The sequence below is a fragment of the Acinetobacter rongchengensis genome, from assembly GCF_003611475.1.
Taxonomy (GTDB): domain Bacteria; phylum Pseudomonadota; class Gammaproteobacteria; order Pseudomonadales; family Moraxellaceae; genus Acinetobacter; species Acinetobacter rongchengensis.
In genome coordinates, this window is record NZ_RAXT01000011.1 from 64,824 (window position 1) to 86,321 (window position 21,498).

22 protein-coding genes are annotated in these 21,498 nt (G+C 35.8%); 6 read left to right on the plus strand and 16 right to left on the minus strand.

What is annotated here, in order from left to right:
• Nucleotides 1-250 precede the first annotated feature (250 nt).
• From D7V20_RS07890 to D7V20_RS07900, 3 genes are read left to right on the plus strand one after another with little or no spacing between them, the layout of a single operon-like run.
• On the plus strand, nucleotides 251-1,225 hold the full coding sequence (locus D7V20_RS07890) for a hypothetical protein (RefSeq protein WP_120383762.1): 975 nt from the start codon (nucleotides 251-253) through the stop codon (nucleotides 1,223-1,225).
• 14 nt (nucleotides 1,226-1,239) lie between these two features.
• A complete protein-coding gene (locus D7V20_RS07895; protein WP_120383763.1) occupies nucleotides 1,240-1,773 on the plus strand; it encodes a GTP-binding protein in 534 nt (177 codons plus the stop codon).
• Between the two features lie 9 nt (nucleotides 1,774-1,782).
• Nucleotides 1,783-2,196, plus strand: coding sequence for a roadblock/LC7 domain-containing protein (locus D7V20_RS07900; RefSeq protein ID WP_120383764.1), 414 nt, complete (start codon nucleotides 1,783-1,785; stop codon nucleotides 2,194-2,196).
• Between the two features lie 29 nt (nucleotides 2,197-2,225).
• Here the strand turns inward: D7V20_RS07900 and D7V20_RS07905 are convergent, their stop codons facing one another.
• The 9 genes from D7V20_RS07905 to acnD form a co-directional block, all read right to left on the minus strand.
• On the minus strand, nucleotides 2,226-3,080 hold the full coding sequence (locus D7V20_RS07905; protein ID WP_120383765.1) for a GGDEF domain-containing protein: 855 nt from the start codon (nucleotides 3,078-3,080) through the stop codon (nucleotides 2,226-2,228).
• A 702-nt stretch (nucleotides 3,081-3,782) separates the two neighbouring features.
• Nucleotides 3,783-4,235, minus strand: a complete 453-nt coding sequence (locus D7V20_RS07910) for a hypothetical protein (RefSeq protein ID WP_171407778.1) — start codon at nucleotides 4,233-4,235, stop codon at nucleotides 3,783-3,785.
• A 259-nt stretch (nucleotides 4,236-4,494) separates the two neighbouring features.
• Complete coding sequence (locus tag D7V20_RS07915; RefSeq protein WP_120383766.1) at nucleotides 4,495-4,956, minus strand: hypothetical protein; 462 nt, start codon at nucleotides 4,954-4,956, stop codon at nucleotides 4,495-4,497.
• Between the two features lie 170 nt (nucleotides 4,957-5,126).
• Complete coding sequence (locus D7V20_RS07920; RefSeq protein WP_171407779.1) at nucleotides 5,127-5,825, minus strand: hypothetical protein; 699 nt, start codon at nucleotides 5,823-5,825, stop codon at nucleotides 5,127-5,129.
• A 65-nt stretch (nucleotides 5,826-5,890) separates the two neighbouring features.
• Complete coding sequence (locus D7V20_RS07925) at nucleotides 5,891-6,160, minus strand: hypothetical protein (RefSeq protein ID WP_120383768.1); 270 nt, start codon at nucleotides 6,158-6,160, stop codon at nucleotides 5,891-5,893.
• Between the two features lie 454 nt (nucleotides 6,161-6,614).
• Nucleotides 6,615-7,193, minus strand: a complete 579-nt coding sequence (locus D7V20_RS07930) for a DUF4126 domain-containing protein (protein WP_120383769.1) — start codon at nucleotides 7,191-7,193, stop codon at nucleotides 6,615-6,617.
• A gap of 120 nt (nucleotides 7,194-7,313) precedes the next feature.
• Entirely contained in the window at nucleotides 7,314-7,457 is a 144-nt protein-coding gene (locus D7V20_RS07935) for a zinc ribbon-containing protein (RefSeq protein ID WP_120383770.1), read from the minus strand.
• A 109-nt stretch (nucleotides 7,458-7,566) separates the two neighbouring features.
• Nucleotides 7,567-8,400 (minus strand): hypothetical protein, encoded by an 834-nt coding sequence (locus tag D7V20_RS07940; RefSeq protein ID WP_120383771.1) that lies wholly within the window; start codon nucleotides 8,398-8,400, stop codon nucleotides 7,567-7,569.
• Between the two features lie 246 nt (nucleotides 8,401-8,646).
• A complete protein-coding gene (gene acnD, locus D7V20_RS07945) occupies nucleotides 8,647-11,253 on the minus strand; it encodes a Fe/S-dependent 2-methylisocitrate dehydratase AcnD (protein ID WP_120383772.1) in 2,607 nt (868 codons plus the stop codon).
• 236 nt (nucleotides 11,254-11,489) lie between these two features.
• Between acnD and ygfZ the strand changes: the two genes are divergently transcribed.
• Entirely contained in the window at nucleotides 11,490-12,212 is a 723-nt protein-coding gene (gene ygfZ, locus D7V20_RS07950) for a CAF17-like 4Fe-4S cluster assembly/insertion protein YgfZ (protein ID WP_120383773.1), read from the plus strand.
• Between the two features lie 305 nt (nucleotides 12,213-12,517).
• Here the strand turns inward: ygfZ and D7V20_RS07955 are convergent, their stop codons facing one another.
• From D7V20_RS07955 to D7V20_RS07970, 4 genes are all read right to left on the minus strand, one after another.
• On the minus strand, nucleotides 12,518-13,699 hold the full coding sequence (locus tag D7V20_RS07955; protein ID WP_120383774.1) for a Fic family protein: 1,182 nt from the start codon (nucleotides 13,697-13,699) through the stop codon (nucleotides 12,518-12,520).
• Nucleotides 13,700-13,912: 213 nt separating this feature from the next.
• On the minus strand, nucleotides 13,913-14,356 hold the full coding sequence (locus D7V20_RS07960) for a hypothetical protein (protein WP_120383775.1): 444 nt from the start codon (nucleotides 14,354-14,356) through the stop codon (nucleotides 13,913-13,915).
• A 58-nt stretch (nucleotides 14,357-14,414) separates the two neighbouring features.
• On the minus strand, nucleotides 14,415-15,590 hold the full coding sequence (locus tag D7V20_RS07965; RefSeq protein WP_120383776.1) for a PQQ-dependent sugar dehydrogenase: 1,176 nt from the start codon (nucleotides 15,588-15,590) through the stop codon (nucleotides 14,415-14,417).
• A 385-nt stretch (nucleotides 15,591-15,975) separates the two neighbouring features.
• Nucleotides 15,976-16,221 carry a hypothetical protein gene (locus D7V20_RS07970; protein ID WP_120383777.1) on the minus strand — a complete coding sequence of 82 codons (246 nt, stop codon included), beginning with the start codon at nucleotides 16,219-16,221 and terminating at the stop codon, nucleotides 15,976-15,978.
• A 228-nt stretch (nucleotides 16,222-16,449) separates the two neighbouring features.
• On the opposite strand from D7V20_RS07970, the gene D7V20_RS07975 reads away from it, so the two are divergent.
• Entirely contained in the window at nucleotides 16,450-17,157 is a 708-nt protein-coding gene (locus D7V20_RS07975; RefSeq protein ID WP_120383778.1) for a DsbC family protein, read from the plus strand.
• Nucleotides 17,158-17,382: 225 nt separating this feature from the next.
• Nucleotides 17,383-18,195, plus strand: a complete 813-nt coding sequence (locus D7V20_RS07980) for a tetratricopeptide repeat protein (protein WP_120383779.1) — start codon at nucleotides 17,383-17,385, stop codon at nucleotides 18,193-18,195.
• A gap of 51 nt (nucleotides 18,196-18,246) precedes the next feature.
• Here D7V20_RS07980 and D7V20_RS07985 read toward each other — a convergent pair whose 3' ends face one another.
• The 3 genes from D7V20_RS07985 to D7V20_RS07995 form a co-directional block, all read right to left on the minus strand.
• Nucleotides 18,247-19,170 carry an AEC family transporter gene (locus tag D7V20_RS07985; protein ID WP_120383780.1) on the minus strand — a complete coding sequence of 308 codons (924 nt, stop codon included), beginning with the start codon at nucleotides 19,168-19,170 and terminating at the stop codon, nucleotides 18,247-18,249.
• A gap of 105 nt (nucleotides 19,171-19,275) precedes the next feature.
• Nucleotides 19,276-20,436 (minus strand): NADH:flavin oxidoreductase/NADH oxidase, encoded by a 1,161-nt coding sequence (locus D7V20_RS07990; protein ID WP_120383781.1) that lies wholly within the window; start codon nucleotides 20,434-20,436, stop codon nucleotides 19,276-19,278.
• A gap of 79 nt (nucleotides 20,437-20,515) precedes the next feature.
• On the minus strand, nucleotides 20,516-21,498 hold a 983-nt coding region (locus tag D7V20_RS07995; protein WP_120383782.1), incomplete at its 5' end, for a TonB-dependent receptor.

The window sequence follows — 21,498 nt, forward strand, 5'->3', positions numbered from 1 at the left end:
TTAAATAGCTTATAGATTTTTCACAATCAGCAATGTTAATTTAATACAAGAAGAAAGATAACTGTTCACTAGTCGCTTAATAATTTATTTAAACAAAAATATTGGAGGCAATAAAAAGGTCATATATCAGGTATTTAATTATAGAACCGTTAAGTTCACTTTATTAAAACGAGCAGATTTGCAATTAATTTTACTTAAAAATTTTAGTTAACATACACCCTGAAAATTTTATTCAAAGATAAGTGGTATTATGAACAATCAATGTATCAATATCGCAATCTCGGGCTTAGGTTTAACCACCTCAGATGAACTTAAAATACGCTTGAGAAGAATCTTGCCCAATAATATTGGTATAAATTGGACAAATATTTCTGATCAAAACATAAACTGCATTCTCATTAATGAGCATTTCTTTGAACATGACAATATTCAAAATATTATTCAGAATAAAAAAATACCGTATTTAAAAATTTCAAAACATAGTGAACAAGCTGAATGCATAGATGAAAACTTACTGTGCTTGCCGATCAATGACGAACTCACACTTAAAGACTGGGTCAATTTTAAACTACTCAATCAAACCACTCCAATTGAGCAAAAAACTGAGACGCTATACGATACAGTTCCACCTGAACAAACTTTAGCGATTAAGGAAATTGCCTTTTTTAGGGATATATACCAACAAGAAATCCGTAAGATCCTGATCAATGATCAATTTGGTACATTAGCTATTATTGATCATCATGCACATCTGGCATGGTTAGAACCAACGCGTGAGACATATAAAACGGATCTTTCTATAGAGTATGTTGCTGCAACGACAACCGACTTTATCAAAGTTTCTCGTAAGCAACATCATAATCTAGAAAATTGGCTATTTAATTTAATTTGGCAAAACCCCAATATAATTACGGTTCCATCACCGAATGAAGCCTATCGATTAAATTTCTGGCCTCAGCCGAATATGGCGGATAAAAAGATTTTATTGCAACTTTCAGCATGTTTTATTTTAGGTGCAGAAATACAACATGTAGCCAGTAAATTAAATATTCCCATTCATACCGTACAGCATTTTATTGCTGCAAATTTAGCCATTCATAATGCTGAATTAATTTCAATCAAAGACTGTCAGTTTAATCAACCATCTCTTGCAGAGAATCAAACTGAGAACCCAGGTTTTTTAAAAAGTTTTTTTGGGAAATTAAAAACCAGATTTAAATTCTAATATTGAGATCTATTATGATTATTCAAAAGTACAAAATTGTCTTTGCTGGTTCGATGGGAGCAGGCAAAACGGAAGCCATAAAATCATTATCCGAAGTCCCAGTCCTTGCGACTGAGGCATTTAATACGGATGACCATAGCCACAAAAAACTCAATACGACTGTCGGTATTGATTATGGTGAAATTACTTTAGACGATGGCAATAAAGTCGGGCTGTATGGCACACCAGGTCAAGGACGTTTTGATTTTATGTGGGGCGTGATCTGTAAAGGTGCGATTGGAACAATTTTACTCATCGATCATAGTCTAAAAGCACCTTTGGATGAATTGGATTATTATTTGGATACTTTTAGACAATACAGTGAGAACATCGTCATTGGAATTACGCATATTGATGAAGCGATGAGCACATCAACACACCAATACCGACAAGCTTTAATGAATAGGAATTTGAACTTTCCGGTCTTTTTTGTGGATGCACGTAAGAAATCTGACGTTTTATTACTCCTAGAAACACTGATTACCTCTTTAGAAACAAAATATTTATAGGAAATTTATATGATCAATGCACTTGAAACACGCACGGCTCCAGCACCTCTAGTTGCTTTTGCCAAAACTCAAATTCAACAGATCTTAAGCAATGTGAATAATATTGAATTCATCATGATCTGTTCAACGGATGGTTTTGAACTGGCTTCGATCAGTAAACGTCATCAATTTCACTCCAGCAAACTTGCAGCTGTGAGTAGTTCAATTTTGGCTATGGTCAGTGCTTTTTTAGGGGAAATTAATTTAACAGGTTGTCAAAGTGTGACTTTGGATGCTGAAAATGGTAAAGCCATTTTGACCTCTGTACCTTGTGCAAAACACCCTATGATTATCGTCACACTCAGTTCAAGAGATGTATTACTTGGGCAGCTTTTATATCATTTAAAAGAAGCCAGTCAGGCGATTGTTCAACAAGACCTATAGAATTTTAATATCAATCTTTTTAAATAGATTTATATTTGCGCAGAAATAGTGGTCTGCGACTTACCTCGGGCTTTTGACTGATACATCAGTTGATCCGCTTGATGGGTTGCCTCATCTAGATTATCGGGTAGTTCGGTATAAACTCGAATACCCATACTAAAATCAACACCATACTGTTGTTTTAAGCCACTGAGTAAAAACTTATTTCTTAATCTTTTTGCATAATCTTCAATTCCTTGTGAATTTGTATCTTGCAAGATCACCACAAACTCATCTCCTCCCATACGTGCCACAACATCATTCATACGCATAGTCTCTTTTAATACATGTGCAAATTCCACCAATACATCATCTCCCTTACTGTGCCCATAAGTGTCATTGACCGTTTTAAAACCATCAAGGTCAATGATCCCGACTGCAAGAGTTTGGTCTTTCTTAGAATACCTTCTTTTAAGTGTTTGATATTCCAGATTAAAGGCTCGTGTATTATTCAATGATGTTAAGGAGTCTTTCATCGCCATCAGCGTCATGTCGGTTAGACTTCTTTTGATTTTAAATAATAAAAAAGCAACTACACTAAAAAATCCCAATCGAGCACAGGCATTCCAATAAGGAATAATCGGATTTGAATAATGATGTCCTGCACCATAATCTGCGTAAAGCCAAGTCAATGCGGATAAAATAATGGTAAAAATCGCCATATTTTTATTATCGTACCAAGCTGCAATTGAAACAGGGACAAGATAGAACACTGCAAATGAATACTCATAACCCGTTGCAAGATCAATCACGCCCCATACTGTGATCATGAGCAATAAAAAAACACGGCGAAGCACCGTATTTCTTAAAAATAGTTTTTCAAATTGCATCATGAGATATGCCATCCTAGCCCCCCATAAATCCCTTTTCTCTGTATCCATCTAATCTTTAAACTGTTTTGCTCTTATGCAAACTGTATCAATATTGATGTTGTTTTTTCTATGTCTTTTGCTATGTGTTTGTTTTGCAGTGTTTTTCTTATACTTTAAAATTTTTGGGGTGTCAGGGAAAACATCTGTTGGTTTACTTCAACTATTAAAACTTTGTAAGTTCTAACCCTATTGCCTATAAACTTTTGATCTATAGCGTCCTAAGCCGAATCGAGACCTTTTGGGTAAGTACTACACTCACGTTATACGCAACTGGTAGCAATCTACTCTTTTCGATCCCTATCACACCCTTGAAATATACTTTAACCAAAGTGCGTCGGGATTATTTCCCTAAGATTTACCAATTACAGCCATTTTCAGAAAAATTTTTCTCGAAAACAGCAAAATTTAGGATTTTTTATCTTTAAGGCTAAAATAGTGATTTTTTATTTCATAAAAACCATCAAAAATGGAAAATTTGTTGAGCTTTTTAAAATTTATTTCCAGATCAGCATTCAAAAATAAAAAAGACGATGTGAACATGACCAAGATAGATTGAACAATCCATCACTAGCAAGCTGATTACAAACCAATCCACAGCTCAGCTCTAATCTACCCGCTAATTTTTTAAAACCTATACACATCAAAGTAACAGCATATAAAAGCAAAACATCAAGTTTAAGCTACTTCTGAAATAGGTTTCTCTTTACTTTTCAAATAAATATTTTCTAGTTCTTGCTTATCTTGATTGATAAAAGCTTGCAAACTTTGTTGAGCTTGCTCAAGGCTAGCCTGCTTAATTAAAAACGCTTCTTTATTTTTCCGAGTCATTAGCCCAAATAATTCACGTTGTGGAAAGATCAATTGAATATTGCTTTCGATCTTAAATTCGAATTGTTCTGACTTAGAAAAAGCATTTAAAGTGATTTTTAAATATTCATCAGACGCTTTATGCATCACGTTAAAAACTGAGTTTTTACCATTTATTTGGAGTTGTAAGACGCGTTGTTGACGCCAATTTACCTTTTCAAATTTTTCGAGAATAAATGCAATATCAAGATCATGGCTTTCTTGCATTTCATCATTCAAGTTTGCATTTGATAATTGGATTTGAAGATTAAATGTACTCATTTTTTATGACTCATGTCCTTATGGTCTCATCTTAGTTTAACAAGACTTATCATAATTCATAGTAATTTCAATAATAAATTTAAAATTACTCATTGATTTTAAATACATATTTGTGATTCATTTATCCAAATGTTATATTTTAACGACTTGCTTTATATTTTCAGTTTTCCTTGTTTTTTCTCTTTATTTTGCTTGAAACAAGGAGGTGCACAACCTCCTTATCAAGAAAAAATCTAAATTCATAAGATGAGCAAAATAGTTAAGTCATGCGATGCTCTTGTAACATTTTCTTATGCAACAATTGCTTATATTGTTCAGTCATTTGTTCAATATCTCCTTTTAGAAATAAGTCTAATTGCTCAGAAACTTGACTTTGAGTCAGATTTTTATAAATCAATTCATATTGTTTTTTACGGGTGAACATTCCAAAAAACTCTTTATTTTCGACAATCATTTGAATATTACTGTCGATTTGAAAGACTGGTTCAGCCTTGGTGGATTGCGTGTTCAATTGAATCGCTAAATACTGTTGTGTATCGATATCGACTACGGCAAATGAAACTTCTTCATTTTCCAACTGAAGTTGCGTAAGGAAAATACGTCGCCATTGAATGCTATAAAATTTAGCTTGAATCTGAGTAACATCGGTTGTTTCAAAGGATTCTGTTCTTGGAAAATGACCTTGCGCAGGTAAACTGATTTCGACTTCGAATGTTTTCATTATTTCACCTATTCCGTGTGTTTTTAATTTTATGAATAATTATTAACACTGATTTTATTCTAATTAAATATCCCCATATACGACTTTTGTCGTATTTCAATCAAAAAATAAATCACAAAAGTCTCACCATTTGCATAATTTGTGATCAAATCTAACTTTTTCAAAATATGCTATGGCATATTTAATTCATCAAAATCGGTTATTTCTGAAAGAAAAATTGGTTTAAGCTTAATTTTCGTCCAAGTCTCTTTAAACCGTGGATCATCTTCAGGGTCTTGATTGAGATTTTCCCGAACTAATTTTTTAGCGGTTAAAAAATTAATACTGGTTTGACTTTCAACATAAGGGCCATGATTATTACTGTCCTCATAACCGATTAAACGCATATCATTATTTTCGAACCTAAAGCGGTAATCCCAAGCACCATAGCGACCATGCGCATAACCAATATTTAATAGATTATTTTTTATCTCAAACCATAATTCAGGGGCAAAATACACGCCACCTTCCTCGTTCTCAGAACTAAAGCATGCTAAATTTTGAACGACTTTTTTATATGATCCTTTTTGATTGAATAAGACAATAATACCTCGTCGATTTCGATCCAGTTTTCCTCGGTACTCATGGTTTACCCATTGACTAGGATCAGTCGCTTTTACAATCAGTACTAAATCGCTGAGTCCATCTTTATTTAAATCACCTTCGACAGCTTCAAATAAATGATAGGTTTTAGGCACATAGGCTTTGTATTTAATTTTGTCTTTTTGCAGCTTGATTTGTTCGGCTGTTAACGGCTCAGCACCAACCGTTTCTGAAACAATAAATAGAGAAGACCATACAAGACATAAGCTGAGAAGTTGTGATTTCATGATTTTTAATCTCAAAATATTGAACTAAGATTCGCCAAAATAATCGGTAAAACCATAACCAATGTTCACTGTTGAAAATATACGGCTATAGAAATAGCGATCAGATACCACAAGATCATTGCAGTCATTCCTGTCAAAATATTTAAAATGACTTTATACATATTTGATAAATTTGACTTATAAATCTTCAGATTGATAAAGTATGCCAAAGCCCCCAGACCACCACCGATGGCTCCGCCCACAAATACTAAAATGAATGGCCAGCCACACATCAAATATGCCGATGTAGATAAACCCTGATTAAAGAAACTTTTTTTAGCTGCTTGATTTTCCATTGTCTATCCTTTTTACATTTTTCTTAACTTTATTTTATCGATATCATTTACATCAAATTAAAATATTTTATAAATAGCTTCAATATTTTTAGCACACTTTTCATTCATTTTTATCGAATAATAGATTTAAAAGCGCATAGAGTTTATCCAATAACAGTGATTCAAATCATCTTAACAAATGACCAATAAGCAAAAAGAAATTTTAAAAAATACGAATCCTTTCAATGTCTTGAAATCAAAACCCCTAAACAATTTGCGATGTAAATTGGGAAGTCTATTTTTATGATTGTTAGATGAGTGTTTTAAAATCAGAAGTTTAGTGGAAGGCGATAGAGAGTGTAGAAAAATCAAAGTCACTATACAAATTGAGATTCATTAATTTTTAGAAATTTATGATCATCATTGAACTATTTTTCATCTAAATCAATCTGAAAAATAGTTCAATTTTATGTGATTAAGACAGAGGACTGACTGCATTTTCCTGTCGTTTTATACGAATCCAGCGTATTGCAAGTACAATCATAATCAGTACTGCTATAGCAACAAATACAGGTACAACCATAGCCATAATTGAGAGCACTACAGCACTAATCAACTCACCTGTAGCGACGACAAAATTACCTAAACCACCTGTTGTTGCGGTCGATACGCCACGTGCAGCCACTGTACTCATTTGGACTGCGGTTGCAGTTCCACCACCGACAATAATGGCAGCCGCCCAACCTGCAAATTGTGACATTTCTCCAGTACTGACAGCCATGGTTGTCAGTGTTCCTGCGACCATGGCAGCGGGTGTCACAATGGTGTCTAAGGCATTATCCACCCACGGTATGTAATATGCGCCCACTTCACAGAGTGTCGCGACGGCTAGACCAATACATACAGATGGCATGGCTAACCATTCAAAGCCTTGCATCGGTTCAAACCATCCTGTAAGTGATGCAATACTCATGACAAATAACGGGACAAATACACGAAAGCCACATGCTGCACTTAAACCGATACCAATACATAAGCTCAGGATTATTTCCATCATCGTTTCCCTGCCTTCATTTTCTTTTATATTTTAAAACTATTTCTAAATTAACAAAAAGCCCTATCAAGTGATAGGGCTTTTATTTAAAACAGAGGATAACTGTTTTATCTGTGCTGCTTAGGCAATTTTGTTGTTAAATTGATTGCCAAGGCATTTGGTACACGGGGGTAAACGATCTGTACCAATTTCTAAGTAAACGCGATGTCCGCATTGGACACAAAAATAGAAGCCTGTTCCGGGTTTTTCGCCAGCAGTAACCATTTTTGTTCTCCATAGGTTTTAGAAATGGTGAACAAAGTATAGACGCTTTTTTAGGTTTGTCTATTGGTTATTTTGAAAAATGATGGTGTCATTTTTGCAAGAAATGGTTTTAAAACTCTTCTCGTTCTTGCGGTAGTTCATCTACTCTTTCTTCGGAATAGAAGTCAGGAGGTATTTCAGAAAGTGATTTTAAAAGCTTTTCTGCTTCAATCGTTTTTTCTTGGTTTCTTATTTTCTGATGCTTTTTATAACATTCTTCTGCCAATTTCAAATCTTCAATACTTCTTTTCATTTTCCCATACATCTTAACAGTATAGAGAATTTCATCTTTTGTTCTTTCCTCAATTAAAGCTAATTGTTTTTGTTCATACAAATCCCATACACTCCTTCCATCCTCAAAAGCATAATCTTTGTAAAACTTATTTAGCAGCTGATTCTTCTGCTTAGGGTATAAAAAGTATGTAGAATTATTAAAGAATGGTATTCCCAAAACAGATAAATCAAGAACTCTAAATTGATTCATAAACTTAAAAGCATCTTTCTTTGACAAAAAGTTATATCTTTCAAAAAGTGCCATTAATATTGGTACATCTGAATTTTGAACTCCAATTCCACATAATACAGGTGAAATCCCCATGTCCGCTTTTTGGATAAAATCTAAAATGGACTTTAGTTTTTGGTAAAATTTGCCTACTAATTCTCTTTCATTTGTGCAATTCCATAACCATATAGACTGAATTTTTGCTAATAATACAACATCAGATTTCTCTAACTCTTCTTTTACAGCTTTTGTAATATAAAATGAACCACCTAAGAGTATTGATTCTTCCTCATAAGGGTTGTAGCAAAAACCATGCTTAACTCTATTACATTCAGGCACATAAAATTCCAAATCTATAAAAACTATACGTGTTTTATTAATATCAAGAAATCTTCGTTTCATATAAATCCTTATAATAGAAGTAACTACTCAGTAAACTAGAAATTAAGAAACATAAGCTTTATAACTATTCTACCTGGCTATTGTATGGTCAAATAAAAACCCCACTTAACAGTAGGGTCTTTTTACAACAATTTCAATAACTTTAATCCTCCTCCTCGCAAAGCAATGCTTCTCACCTTTTCAAAGGAGGGAGTTCCCCTCTTTGATAAAGAGGGGTTAGGGGAGATTCAATATTATTAAAAATGATTACGCCACATTCCCTTCCAAGAAATCCTGCGCAAAGCGTTGCAATACACCACCCGCTTCATATACAGACACCTCTTCTTCGGTATCTAAACGACAAGTGACAGGCACTTTAATAATCTGTTCTTTACCATCATCGGTAGAACGCTCAATCACTAAAGTTAAATCAGAACGCGGCGCAATATTACCAATCACGCTATACAGCTCAGTACCATCAAGCTTCAAAGTTTTACGGTCAGTCCCTGCTTTAAACTCAAGCGGTAACACGCCCATACCCACCAAGTTAGTACGGTGAATACGCTCAAAACCTTCCGCCACAATCGCTTCAACACCTGCAAGACGAACACCTTTTGCAGCCCAGTCACGGCTAGAACCCTGACCATAATCCTTACCTGCAATGATAATCAGCGGTTGCTTACGATTCATATAGGTTTCAATCGCTTCCCACATACGCATCACTTCGCCTTCAGGCTCAACACGTGCTTTCGAACCTTGCTTAATCGTACCGTCAGAGCGAACCACCATTTCATTAAACAATTTCGGATTGGCAAATGTCGCACGTTGTGCAGTCAAATGGTCACCACGATGCGTTGCATAAGAGTTAAAGTCTTCCTCAGGCACACCCATTTTATGTAGATATTCACCTGCTGCCGAATCCATCATAATTGCATTCGATGGAGACAAATGATCCGTGGTAATATTGTCAGGCAAGATCGCAAGTGGACGCATGTTCGACAATGTACGAGGTGCGGCCAAAGCCCCTTCCCAGTACGGCGGACGGCGGATATAGGTACTTTGCGGACGCCAGTCATATAACGGACTTGCCGCTTTTTCTGACACTCCCAAATCAAACATTGGAATATACACTTTACGGAATTGTTCAGGTTTCACCGCTTCTTTAACCAATGCATCAATTTCTGCATCCGATGGCCAAATATCTTTCAAGTAAATTGGATTACCCTCTTTATCTGTACCGAGTGCATCTTTTTCGATATCAAAACGAATGGTTCCTGCAATCGCATACGCAACCACTAAAGGCGGAGAAGCCAAGAACGCTTGTTTTGCATAAGGATGGATACGACCATCGAAGTTACGGTTACCCGAAAGTACCGCAGTTGCATACAAGTCACGGTCAATAATTTCTTGTTGTAGCTTAGGGTCTAAAGCACCTGACATACCGTTACAAGTAGTACATGCATACGCCACGATACCAAAACCTAATTTTTCTAAATCAGTCAATACACCCGCTTCTTCAAGATAAAGCGCAGCTGCTTTCGAACCCGGTGCAAATGAAGATTTCACCCAAGGCTTACGTGTTAAGCCCAATTCATTGGCTTTACGTGCCAATAGACCTGCGGCAACGGTATTACGTGGGTTTGATGTATTGGTACAAGAAGTAATGGCAGCAATAATCACAGCACCATCAGGCATTAAACCATCGGTACGGTTTTCAACCACACCTGCAATGCCTTTTTCTTTTAAATCAGCAGTTGATACACGTGCATGTGGGTTTGATGGGCCTGCAATATTACGTGTTACCGTTGAAAGATCGAAACGAAGGACACGTGGATATTCCGCTTGTTTCATATCCGATGCCCAAAGACCAATTTCTTTGGCATAGCTTTCAACCAGTTTCACTTGCTCAGCTTCACGACCAGTCAAAGTTAAATAATCAATGGTGTTTTGGTCGATATAGAACATTGCTGCAGTTGCGCCATATTCAGGTGTCATATTGGAAATCGTGGCACGATCACCCACCGACATGCTGTCTGCGCCTTCACCAAAGAACTCAAGGTACGCACCAACAACACGCTCTTTACGCAAAAATTCAGTCAAAGCCAAAACAATATCGGTTGCAGTAATCCCCGCTTGACGTTGCCCTACCAACTCCACACCGATAATGTCTGGAAGACGCATCCAAGAAGCACGACCGAGCATCACATTTTCAGCTTCTAAACCACCAACACCAATCGAAATTACACCCAATGCATCGGTATGTGGGGTATGTGAATCTGTACCTACACAAGTATCTGGGAATGCAATACCTTCACGGTTTTGAATGACTGGAGACATTTTCTCCAAGTTGATTTGATGCATGATGCCGTTACCCGCAGGAATCACATCAACATTTTCAAAGGCTGTTTTTGTCCATTCAATGAAGTGAAAACGGTCTTCGTTACGACGGTCTTCAACTGCACGGTTTTTCTCAAATGCATCTGGATCAAAACCGCCGTATTCCACAGCAAGTGAATGGTCTACGATCAACTGAGTCGGTACAACAGGATTGACTTTCGAAGGGTCACCACCTTGATCAGCAATCGCATCACGTAACCCTGCAAGGTCAACCAATGCGGTTTGCCCAAGAATGTCATGGCAAACAACACGTGCAGGATACCAAGGAAAATCATGGTCTTGCTTACGGTAGATCAATTCTTTTAAAGATTGTTCGAGAATGGCTGGGTCACAACGGCGTACTAACTGTTCAGCCAATACTTTTGAGGTGTATGGAAGTTTTGCATAAGCGCCTGGCTGGATGTCTTCTACGGCTTGACGCACATCGAAGTATTCGAGCTGGGTATTTTGCAGTGGTTTGCGATAGTTGTTATTCATGGAGTTGTGCCTCTTGCATCATTTTGTACTGCGTGTCTATTGGGTGAATAGTACACTGTCGAAAACCCATTTCCCAAATCGTTTATATTTCATGTATTTAGATATAAAAACAGGGGTTTTAGAAACATTTAGTAACAATTGCATGAAAATATTTCCACTAATCCTGCTTTTTTTTGAAAAATAGCGGAGAATAAGGGTCATTCTTTAGTATTAGATTTAAGACAAGCGAGCATTTCATGAGCGATTTAGCTTTCTCTTCTTTCACATTAATTGGTGTAGATGCACTCAAATTTCTTCAAGGGCAAGTGACTGTAAATGTTGAAGCTTTGGCTGAAAATGTTTCTCAATACACTGCGATTTGTGATTTAAAAGGTCGTATTCATTTTGGGCTTTGGTTAAAAAAACTAAATCCTGAACATTTTGAAATTGTGACCACACAAGACCAAGCTGAAGAGTTTGCCAAGCACATCAAAAAATTTGGCGCATTTTCAAAAATGAAGCTTGAACAAACAGCACAAGTTTTCCCTATTTTGAATGGCGCAACCACTGACTTTTCAACGACTGAAACGGATGTGAATGCATGGCAATTACAAGCCATAGATGTAGGTCAGGCATGGATTTCAGCCACAACTGAGCATTTGTTCCAACCTCAGGAATTACGTTTACATCAACGTGAAGGTGTTCATTACGACAAAGGTTGCTATTTGGGTCAGGAAATTATTGCCCGTTTATGGTTTAAGGCAAAACCGAAAAGTTGGTTACATTTGGTTTTAGGCGGTGGACATGCCCCTGCTCCTGCGACCTTGTTGAATGATAATACGCAGATCGTCAACAGCATCGAATTGGACGATACTTACAAAGCTTTAGTGGTTGCAAAACCTGCAGCTTTGGCAGAGTTAAGTTTAGATATTTTAGACTTACCTGAAAGCTTAAATGGTGATGTGGCGAGACCGCAATAACTTTATATTTTTTAGCATGTTGTGATAAATTAGCCTCTAAAACTTATTCTTAGTTTTAGAGGTTTTTAATAAAAATGAATGAAAAAATAAGATGTGTTTTAGATTGAGTGGAAGATATACACGAGATTGCCAATGCCTGTAGCAGTAATTACCAAGTTTTAAAGTTTTGACTTCAAAAATTAAAACTGCAATTATATTTTTCACTCGAAAAATGTCAGTAAAAATGTCAGTTACTTATCGTTTTAATTCAATATCTTATATAAGTAAAGTAAAGAAAAATGTCAGTAAAAATGTCATCCTTATTTTTATATAAAAGGATAATACAATTTCCCTTCTAATTCGTTCAAAAATCCAGCCTTTACGATTCCTTCTATATCTCGATAATAAGTCCGTTCAGTTTTGCCTTTAAATAATATTTGAACAATAGGTCGTTTATAAAGTTCAGTGGGTGAAACAATTATTGCTTCGGCCATATAGAGTTCAATCAATTGAATTTGTCTTTCAGATAATCTTTTGTTTTTACGAGCATCATTCAAGGCATTTTTATATAGAAGAAAACGAATAAGATCATCCCCCTGATCATGTAGGAGATCAATCGTTTTAAACATACCCTCTATCATAAAACTGACAAAACCTTGATGAGCAACATCTTCTTTTTTCTCAGCTAATTTTCGACATTGATTAAATAAAGCAAAATATTGATGAATATTTTCCTGATAGTATTTCCATACAGCAGAAGAACTAAAATGATAACCTGATTGTTCTAAAATCAACATTTCAATCAAACGTCCTGTACGCCCATTACCATCCCAAAATGGATGGATTAATTCAAAATAATAGTGCGCAAGGCTTGCTCGAATCAACACAGCTTGTTGCATAATGACAGGAGCATTTAACCATTCAAGCCAAGCAAACATCAGATATTCAATATCTGCTAAGCATTTCGGAGGGCGATATATCCCACCATGTTCTGCATCTCCAACAATAGTTTTTTGTGTCGGTTGATTATTTCTAAATTGTGCAGGTGGATTACTTTTTTCATCAATATCTTGAGAGACCAAACGATGTAATGTCAATATATCGTCCAAACTTATGCATTTCCCCTGATTGGGAGTAAGTGTTGTATGTTTATGTTGATTAATCCAGTCTATCGCTTGCTTTAAGTTTGTCAGTCTTTTTTCTGCTGAGTTTTGAATTTTTGCTGGGTCTATTTTTAAAATTTGTGCTGTTTCTTCTGGGCTGAACTCACCACCTTCAATAGTATTCGTGCTGTAAATACTGCTAGCAAGAATTTTTTCCTGCATCTGGTCGATAATCTGAGGCAGCCCTGGCATTTTATTGAAGCGTTTTTGTGCATCATTGACCCGATCAATTGTTCCTTGTAAGCGATCGATGTCTAAATTCAAGCTAAATGTAAATGAACCTGATTTATAGGTCATAACACGTAAGGTTGTTTCATTTAACCATTCTTTGCTCTGCTCAGGCATTTTTTTCCTTAAATTTTGTCAGTAAAAATGTCAGTTGTTTTTCAATATATCTCATAGCATTACAGAACTTCAATACATTTTTATGTCAGTAAAAATGTCAGTGCTTTTGGAAAACTAATTCATTTATAAATACAAATCTTTTGGTATGCATTGATATTCAGCTTCTACAAAAAAATGATCTAAAGCACTTTCCTTTTCAGAATTAAACCAAATTTAATAAAAAGGTTCTAAATCAAACAATTCTACGTAATCATCCAACATACTTGAAAGCATGCCATCACTTTGACCATTCAGTTTTAAAATAAAATGTTGTTCACAAATTTTATAAATGAGCTTTTGTTCAACTGTTTCCCATTGTTCAAAACCGCTCATTTTTAATTTCTTAAACAAAGACCAAGAATTAACAAGTGAGTGATCTATCACCATCGACTCAATTAAGCGAGGTAGAAAATACTTCAAATCTTGTTCATCACCCATCGTATAAATTGCTTTAAGACAATAATCAACTACTTCCATCTCTATATGATGTAATGACTTATGTTCCAAGTACTTAGCAACTTCTCGACGCTCACCATATGGAGAACATCGAGATGCAAAATCTGGAGCTAATTTATACTTTTTAAACAAACGATAAAGTTCTGAAATCTCTTTTTCCATTTTATTATTTTCACTGGTTTTTTATCAGTAGAATATATTTTTCAAATACCTAGAACAGCTACTTTCGCCTCACATAATAAATCACACCACCCTTATCATCTGAGAAATAAAAGGAATTTGCATCGATCCGATAAATATCCGCAGGTCGTCCATACACATTTTTACCCACTAAAAAACCATCCATAAAGGTTTCAAGTTTTTGTCCTTTGCGCATAATCACAATTTTATAGCCATGACCAATTGTGGCATCCGTAGAACCATGCAAAGCCACTAAAAAAGAATTTTTAATCGTGTCATCTGTATTTGGATCATCAAAATAGTCAAAACCTAGTGCAGACGAATGTGATGGGAAATAGGCGTACGGAGATGGTACATTTTTACAGCCTGTTGGGCGTTTAAATTTGGGGTCTGCAAAAATTTTACCGTTCGACGAATAGCATGAAGGCCAACCATAATCTGTATCACGTTTGAGTGCATAAAAAGTTTCATCAGGTTTATTTTTACCCAAATGATCTGAGCCTTGATTGGTGGCAAATAAAAATTTACCAAACCATTTCAAGCCTACAGCATTGCGCAAGCCTGTGGCAAAAATCTTTTGTTCCGAACCATCGGGGTTCATTTCTAAAACTGTCGCTCTAACTTTCTCTTTCTCGACACAAGCATTGCAACTTGAACCAACTGAGACATAAATTTTCCCATTTCCACCCACGGCTATGGTTCGTGTTAAATGCCAACCACCATATTTATAACTTAAACCATAATCAGGAAACGTCGCTAAAACTTGCGCTTTAGCTGTTGATTTAATTTCACCTTGGGTGAATTTTCGTCTGGTGAGCTGATGTGTTTCAGCCAAATACAACCAATCTTGTCCAGAAGAATCGGTATAAAATTGAACTGAATTTGGATTCTTCAAACCCGTCATATAGGGAGTGATTTTGCCGAACTTCCCAGTTTCAGCATTCCATTCATCCAAAATATAAATGGCGCCTTTTTCATTATCGGACAAATCGTACATATCCGTTACAAACATTCTACCATCGGGTGCTTTGCTAAAAAAACGAACTCGTTTTAAACCCTCAGCCGCAGGAATAATTTCGTAATTTGCTGGAAGATTTAAAGCAAAACGCTTCCCATTTTTCAAGTTAATTTGATGCGGAATAAGATTGGGCTGTTGAGCTAAAACAGCCATTGGGCAAATTAAGTACATGAATAAGATTGAGAATATTTTCATCATTTTAGATCAGTCCCGATTCATCTTACGAATAACAGCTTCTTTTTTATATTAGATTTCTTGCGAAAGCAGAATTGTGATAAACATTTAATTTACAATAGAAATTCGCTCTCCTTTTAAAGGATGAGCGTTATTACGCGCAAGAGGGTGAGGATTTATATAATAAATCTCCCTCATCCTCTTGCGGAACAATATTCCTTATCCCAGAGGGAGAAGGGACTTTCAATATTAATTTTCAACTTATGCAAGAAGTCTATTATATAACTTAAATGATGAATACATAGTCAAATGCTTTTCTCAATACTTGAATAAAAAGGCTCATCTAAGTACTTAAACCGTTTTTGCATCGCTATTTAATAACTCATTCATTTTCAATAAATATTAAAGATCAAAACCCATGAAATAATTTATTCATGTCTTTACAAACATAGTCTTTAAAATGATAGGCACGTGCATGTTTTGCATCGAATTTTGCGGTTAATTCACCTTTTTTAAAAATATAGACACGATCATCTTTACTGACTAAAAATTCAGCACCAAGTTTCATCAATAAAGCATCAATTTTATCTTCATCGGCAATACTGTCATCTTGACTAATTTTGTCATAATTACGTTTAATGCCTTTAATAAACATCGGTGTTCTCACAATTTCATTTAAGGGCAGATTTAACCAAAAGCTGAGCGAAAAGCAAATCTCTTTTCATCTTTTTTTGAATAAACTTCGTGCTTAAATTATTTTATTGATTAGCACTAAAATTCTCTAAAAATGTAGACAGGAAAATCTGCGATAATTACATGATCTCAATATATTTTTAATCAGGATTTACGCAAAATAAACTCAATTATTTTATTGAGTTCAATCATGAAAGCTTGGCTATCGACACTCGCATTAAGCCTAATAACACTTAGCTCAGCTCATGCTGATATCAAAACGCTTGAGCAAAATTTAAAAACTAAATATCCAGAAATTACAGTAAAATCAGTACATAACACCCCTGTTAAAGATATCTATGAAGTATATATGGGGGGACGGATTGTATATACCAATGAAGATGCGCAATATTTCTTTGTCGGTAATTTGATTGATTTAAAACAACAACAAAATTTAACTGAAGCACGTGAACAAGTTTTAAATCGTATCGATGTAAAAGCTTTGCCTTTAGAACAAGCCATTAAACATGTGAAAGGCAATGGTGAACGTGTCATTTACTTATTTAGTGATCCTGATTGCCCATACTGCCAACATCTTGAAAAAGAATTTAAAAATATAGACAACGTCACCATTTATTTATTTTTATATCCAATTACTCGTTTGCATCCGAATGCTGCAACGGTTGCAGATCAAATTTGGTGTGCTAAAGACCAATATCAAACTTGGCAAGACTATATGATTGATAAAAAGCAACCAGCCAAAATTAAAGCTTGTAAAACACCGATTGAAAAGAATATTCAACTTGCTAAAAAACTCGAAATTGATGGTACACCAACATTTTTCTTAAAAGATGGTCGTCGTATTTCAGGATCACTTGAATCAGGTGAAATTGAGTTATTATTAAAAGCAGTAAAATAAAATTTTTCAATATTGATGGTAGATTTACAACTTAGATCTGCCTTTTCTAACTTAATATTTGATTAATTATTTCTATTTTATAAACAATTTAGACAGAAATACATCAACTTATACAATTGATATATTTACATTTACAATTTTCAATTTAAGATAAAACACTGATTCAACAGTGTCCTAAACACAACAATGGAATGATGTTGAAATTAAAAAAGGTACTCAAACACAATGAAAAAAATTCTCTTAACCACTTTACTCAGCTTATCCGCTGCTACTGTATTTGCTGCAGATGCTCCAAAAAGTAATATAGATCCTGCATTTGCTAAAGCTCAAGAGCTGATTCAAGCGAAAAACTTTACTGCTGCATACCAAGAATTGGATAAACTTGCCAAGACTGGAAATGGCCAAGCCATGTACAATCTGGGCTACTTGACTCAAACAGGTCAAGGTACAACAAAAGATGATAAAAAAGCCCTTAAATATTATCAAGATTCGTCTGCTAAAGGCTATCCAGTAGCAAGTTATGTCTTGGCTCAAAGCTATGCAACTGGACAATTGGGTTTAGCCAAAGACCCTAAAAAAGTTCGTGAATATTTAGAAAAAGCATCTTCACAAGGTTTTGATGATGCAACTGTTGAGTTGGCTGTTTTATTATTTTCAGAAGGTAAGCCCGCTTCTGACAAATTAGCCGTACAAAAACTTGATCCATTATTAAAGAAAAGTTTTCCACCAGCAATTCATGCCAAAGCTTTGTATGACATTACAGAGGGTTTAAAGTCTAAAAATGCAACTACGGTCAATCAAGGTTTAAAAGCCATTCAAGGCTTAGCTCAAAAAGGTTATATCCCTGCGCTCATGGCTGTTGCCAATATGATGACCAATGGCAATTTGATTAACCAAAACCTACCTGAAGCACAAAAGATTTTTAGCGAATTGGCAAAGCAAAATGTCCCTAGAGCGAAAGAATCTTTGGAAGTTGTGAATAAGCTGATTGCAGAAAAAACAAAGGCTCCTGCAGCAGCAGCTGCACCTAAAAAGTAAATTTTTCTTTTAAATCGTACACTACAAAAATACTCTCTACGGAGAGTATTTTTACCACCACAACCCAATCAATACACTCACCACCATAAAGCTCAAAACCGTACTGATCATTAATGGTGTTAATGCTTTTTCATTTAAACCATAAATTTGCCCAAAGATCCCAAATATAGATGGCATCGGTAGTGCAGCAATTAAAGTTCCTGCATAAATCATTTTTTGGTCTAGGTCTGTGAAGTAGGTTAATCCCAAATAGACCAGTATCGGCATACATATATTTTTAGAAAAGACTAAATACAATGTCTGCTTATTTACAGATTGAATTGTCAGTCCAACCATTCCCCCACCAATAATAAACAGCGCCAATGGTGCGGCTGTTTGTCCCAACATTTCAAAAACCTGATCTAAGCTATGTGGAATCTGAACCTGAAAAATGGCACAACTCATCCCAATCACAACTGACAAAAACAGTGGATTTTTAAATAAAGTCAAAAAAGTACTTTTTAATATTTCAATGAAATTGGGCTGATTCTGCCGTCCTATTTCCGCTAAAACCAATACAGCAGGGACGAGAAACACACTCTCAATGATCACCACCAAAGAGATGTAGATCATTGCTTGATTGCCCATAAGCAAAGTCAATATTGCTGCACCTAATAGGCCTGTATTTGACATGGATGCACCATGTGACAATATTGAAGCATGGGTGAAGCTGTTAGAAAATACTTTGAGTCCAATCATCAATGACAGCGTAAAAAGTAGCGCTGTAACACCTGCATAAACAGAAAAAAATGAAGGATACCAAATTTCGTGTAAGTTTTTAGATGCAAGCGCATGTAATAACAGCGCAGGCAAAGCGACTTTAATTACAAATGCACTAAGCGCAGTAATTTGCTCTTTACTAATGAGTTGAATACGAACCGAAAAAAAACCTAAAAATAACAGGAAAAATACAGGAAAAATTACCGAAAAAATCATCCAATTACACCCTTTCCTGAAGATGTATAGAAAGATACACGCCAAAATATATCTTTCAAATACTTAAATTTTTTTAACAAATCATTATTGTTGAATAGCAAAATATTAAAATGCTGAAAATAAATCTTTAACGCCATGTGGTTGGCAACGCAGATATTGTGGTGCTATTTGAACTTTTTCACCCAGTTTTGCAGCAGCATGCCATGGCCAACGTGGATCATAAAGTATTGCTCGAGCCAATCCAATTGCATCAGCTTCACCATTTTGTAAAATCTGCTCTGCTTGTTCAGCTTCTGTAATCAAACCCACTGTTATTACTGGAACATTCACCAATTTTTTAATAGTACTTGCAAATGGAACTTGGTAACTTGCAGCAATTTTAATGTCTTGTTTTTCATGTAACCCACCTGAGGAGACATGAATATAAGCTACACCAAGCTGCTCTAAAGCTTTAGATAGTTCAATACTCGATTCAATATTCCAAGCATTTTCACCATCCATCCAATCGGTTGCTGAAATACGTATTCCTACAGGAAAATCATGTGGCACAACTTGCTGTATTGCTTGCACTACTTCTAAAGTAAAGCGAATACGATTCTCAAAACTCCCACCATACTCATCTTGACGGTGATTCGACAATGGAGACATAAATTGATGTAACAAATAGCCATGTGCTGCATGTACTTCAATTAAAGAAAACCCTGCTTCCACAGCACGAACTGCCGACGCTGCAAAATCTTGTTGTATCTGCTTGATTTCAGCAATGCTTAATGCATGCGGTAAAACATCATTTGGATGAAATGCAATATGACTGGCTGAAACCGTTTGCCATCCATGCTCATGCTCAGGTGCAATCTGACCTTTACCATGTTTAACCAACCATGGCTTTTCAGTGGATGCCTTACGCCCTGCATGCGCAAGTTGTATTGCAAAAGGCATTGGGGAGATATTCTTCACTTTATGCAAAAGTGCTTTAATTTGATCACGTTGTGTATCGTTCCAAAGCCCAAGATCTGCATAACTAATCCGACCATTTGCTTGTACGGCTGTTGCTTCAATAATACATAGACCAGCACCTGACAAAGCATAATTTGCCCATTGCTGTTCATGCCAATACGTGACTTCACCTTGTCCAGTTGCAGAATATTGGCACATTGGTGCAATCACAATTTTATTCACAAGGGAAAGTGAACCGAATTGAATTTGCTCAAATAGCTTTGACTTTACCGGCAATTGAACAGACGATGATTGAACAGATATAGACATGAACACCTTCCCCTAATGATTAAACCCTAATGGTTAAATAGGATGATTTGATTAAAGATGATTTGATTCAAAGTGACGATTAAAATTGCTTGGTGACACTCAGTCCCGCACTCCAATTTAGACCATCTGCGGGTTCAAAGAAACGGCTATTTCCATCATTTACAATCACTGAACCCACATAATCTTTATCAAATAAATTATCAATACGTGCAAAGCTCCGGACTTTCCAGTCATTATTTTTCCAAATATAACCAACATTGGCACTGCTTAATACGTAACTTGGTGCGGCATCGCTATTCAGATCATCCACATAGATTTTATCCATATAACGAACATCAATACCTGCATTAAAACCCGTTTCAGGCTGCCATCCTAATGCAATATAAGCTTGATTTTTTGCAATTCCAGGGATGTAATTTCCACTTTTAACCACTTTCTTTGGATCTGAATGGGCAATCTCTGCATCAAATGTTGCATCCAAGAAACTATAACTGGCTTGTGCAGTTAAATCCTGCCATAGATTTTTATGCCAAGACAGTTCCACGCCCTGACGTAATGTTTTATCTGCATTTTTAAAAGTCGCACGACCATCAACTGATCCCGCAGAAACAATATCATCTTGTGTGTTACTTTGGAAAACAGCAGCTGTGAAATCACCTAAACGGTGCTGCGCTTTTAATCCTAACTCATAGTTATCACTGGTCGACGCTTTTAAAGCAAAGTTGATTCCAGCAGTGCCTTCAGCTGGATAGGCCATTTCAGTAAAAGTCGGTGTTTCAAAACCTTTGGCATAACTGATATAAGTACTTAGCTCAGGTGTGATTTCCCATGTAAAAGCAGCAGATGGTAAAACTTTTTGATAATCGGTACTGCCACTATCATCACCATTAGTCCCTTTTATATAGTGGTCTTCAGACTGATAATGCACATTGCTGTAACGTAGACCTGTATCCAATCGTACAGTCGGTAAAAATTGCCAAGATGCTTGCAAATAAGGATCTAAATTCCATAAGGTATTATTTTCATCACGGCGTAACTCACCTTTAACGCCATAATTAGGTT

Excerpts from the sequence above, each read along its gene's own strand:
- D7V20_RS07890 (WP_120383762.1), top strand. The coding sequence starts at position 251 with ATGAACAATCAATGTATCAATATCGCAATCTCGGGCTTAGGTTTAACC.
- D7V20_RS07895 (WP_120383763.1), top strand. The coding sequence starts at position 1,240 with ATGATTATTCAAAAGTACAAAATTGTCTTTGCTGGTTCGATGGGAGCA.
- D7V20_RS07900 (WP_120383764.1), top strand. The coding sequence starts at position 1,783 with ATGATCAATGCACTTGAAACACGCACGGCTCCAGCACCTCTAGTTGCT.
- D7V20_RS07905 (WP_120383765.1), bottom strand. The coding sequence starts at position 3,080 with ATGGCATATCTCATGATGCAATTTGAAAAACTATTTTTAAGAAATACG.
- D7V20_RS07910 (WP_171407778.1), bottom strand. The coding sequence starts at position 4,235 with ATGAGTACATTTAATCTTCAAATCCAATTATCAAATGCAAACTTGAAT.
- D7V20_RS07915 (WP_120383766.1), bottom strand. The coding sequence starts at position 4,956 with ATGAAAACATTCGAAGTCGAAATCAGTTTACCTGCGCAAGGTCATTTT.
- D7V20_RS07920 (WP_171407779.1), bottom strand. The coding sequence starts at position 5,825 with ATGAAATCACAACTTCTCAGCTTATGTCTTGTATGGTCTTCTCTATTT.
- D7V20_RS07925 (WP_120383768.1), bottom strand. The coding sequence starts at position 6,160 with ATGGAAAATCAAGCAGCTAAAAAAAGTTTCTTTAATCAGGGTTTATCT.
- D7V20_RS07930 (WP_120383769.1), bottom strand. The coding sequence starts at position 7,193 with ATGGAAATAATCCTGAGCTTATGTATTGGTATCGGTTTAAGTGCAGCA.
- D7V20_RS07935 (WP_120383770.1), bottom strand. The coding sequence starts at position 7,457 with ATGGTTACTGCTGGCGAAAAACCCGGAACAGGCTTCTATTTTTGTGTC.
- D7V20_RS07940 (WP_120383771.1), bottom strand. The coding sequence starts at position 8,400 with ATGAAACGAAGATTTCTTGATATTAATAAAACACGTATAGTTTTTATA.
- acnD (WP_120383772.1), bottom strand. The coding sequence starts at position 11,253 with ATGAATAACAACTATCGCAAACCACTGCAAAATACCCAGCTCGAATAC.
- ygfZ (WP_120383773.1), top strand. The coding sequence starts at position 11,490 with ATGAGCGATTTAGCTTTCTCTTCTTTCACATTAATTGGTGTAGATGCA.
- D7V20_RS07955 (WP_120383774.1), bottom strand. The coding sequence starts at position 13,699 with ATGCCTGAGCAGAGCAAAGAATGGTTAAATGAAACAACCTTACGTGTT.
- D7V20_RS07960 (WP_120383775.1), bottom strand. The coding sequence starts at position 14,356 with ATGGAAAAAGAGATTTCAGAACTTTATCGTTTGTTTAAAAAGTATAAA.
- D7V20_RS07965 (WP_120383776.1), bottom strand. The coding sequence starts at position 15,590 with ATGATGAAAATATTCTCAATCTTATTCATGTACTTAATTTGCCCAATG.
- D7V20_RS07970 (WP_120383777.1), bottom strand. The coding sequence starts at position 16,221 with ATGTTTATTAAAGGCATTAAACGTAATTATGACAAAATTAGTCAAGAT.
- D7V20_RS07975 (WP_120383778.1), top strand. The coding sequence starts at position 16,450 with ATGAAAGCTTGGCTATCGACACTCGCATTAAGCCTAATAACACTTAGC.
- D7V20_RS07980 (WP_120383779.1), top strand. The coding sequence starts at position 17,383 with ATGAAAAAAATTCTCTTAACCACTTTACTCAGCTTATCCGCTGCTACT.
- D7V20_RS07985 (WP_120383780.1), bottom strand. The coding sequence starts at position 19,170 with ATGATTTTTTCGGTAATTTTTCCTGTATTTTTCCTGTTATTTTTAGGT.
- D7V20_RS07990 (WP_120383781.1), bottom strand. The coding sequence starts at position 20,436 with ATGTCTATATCTGTTCAATCATCGTCTGTTCAATTGCCGGTAAAGTCA.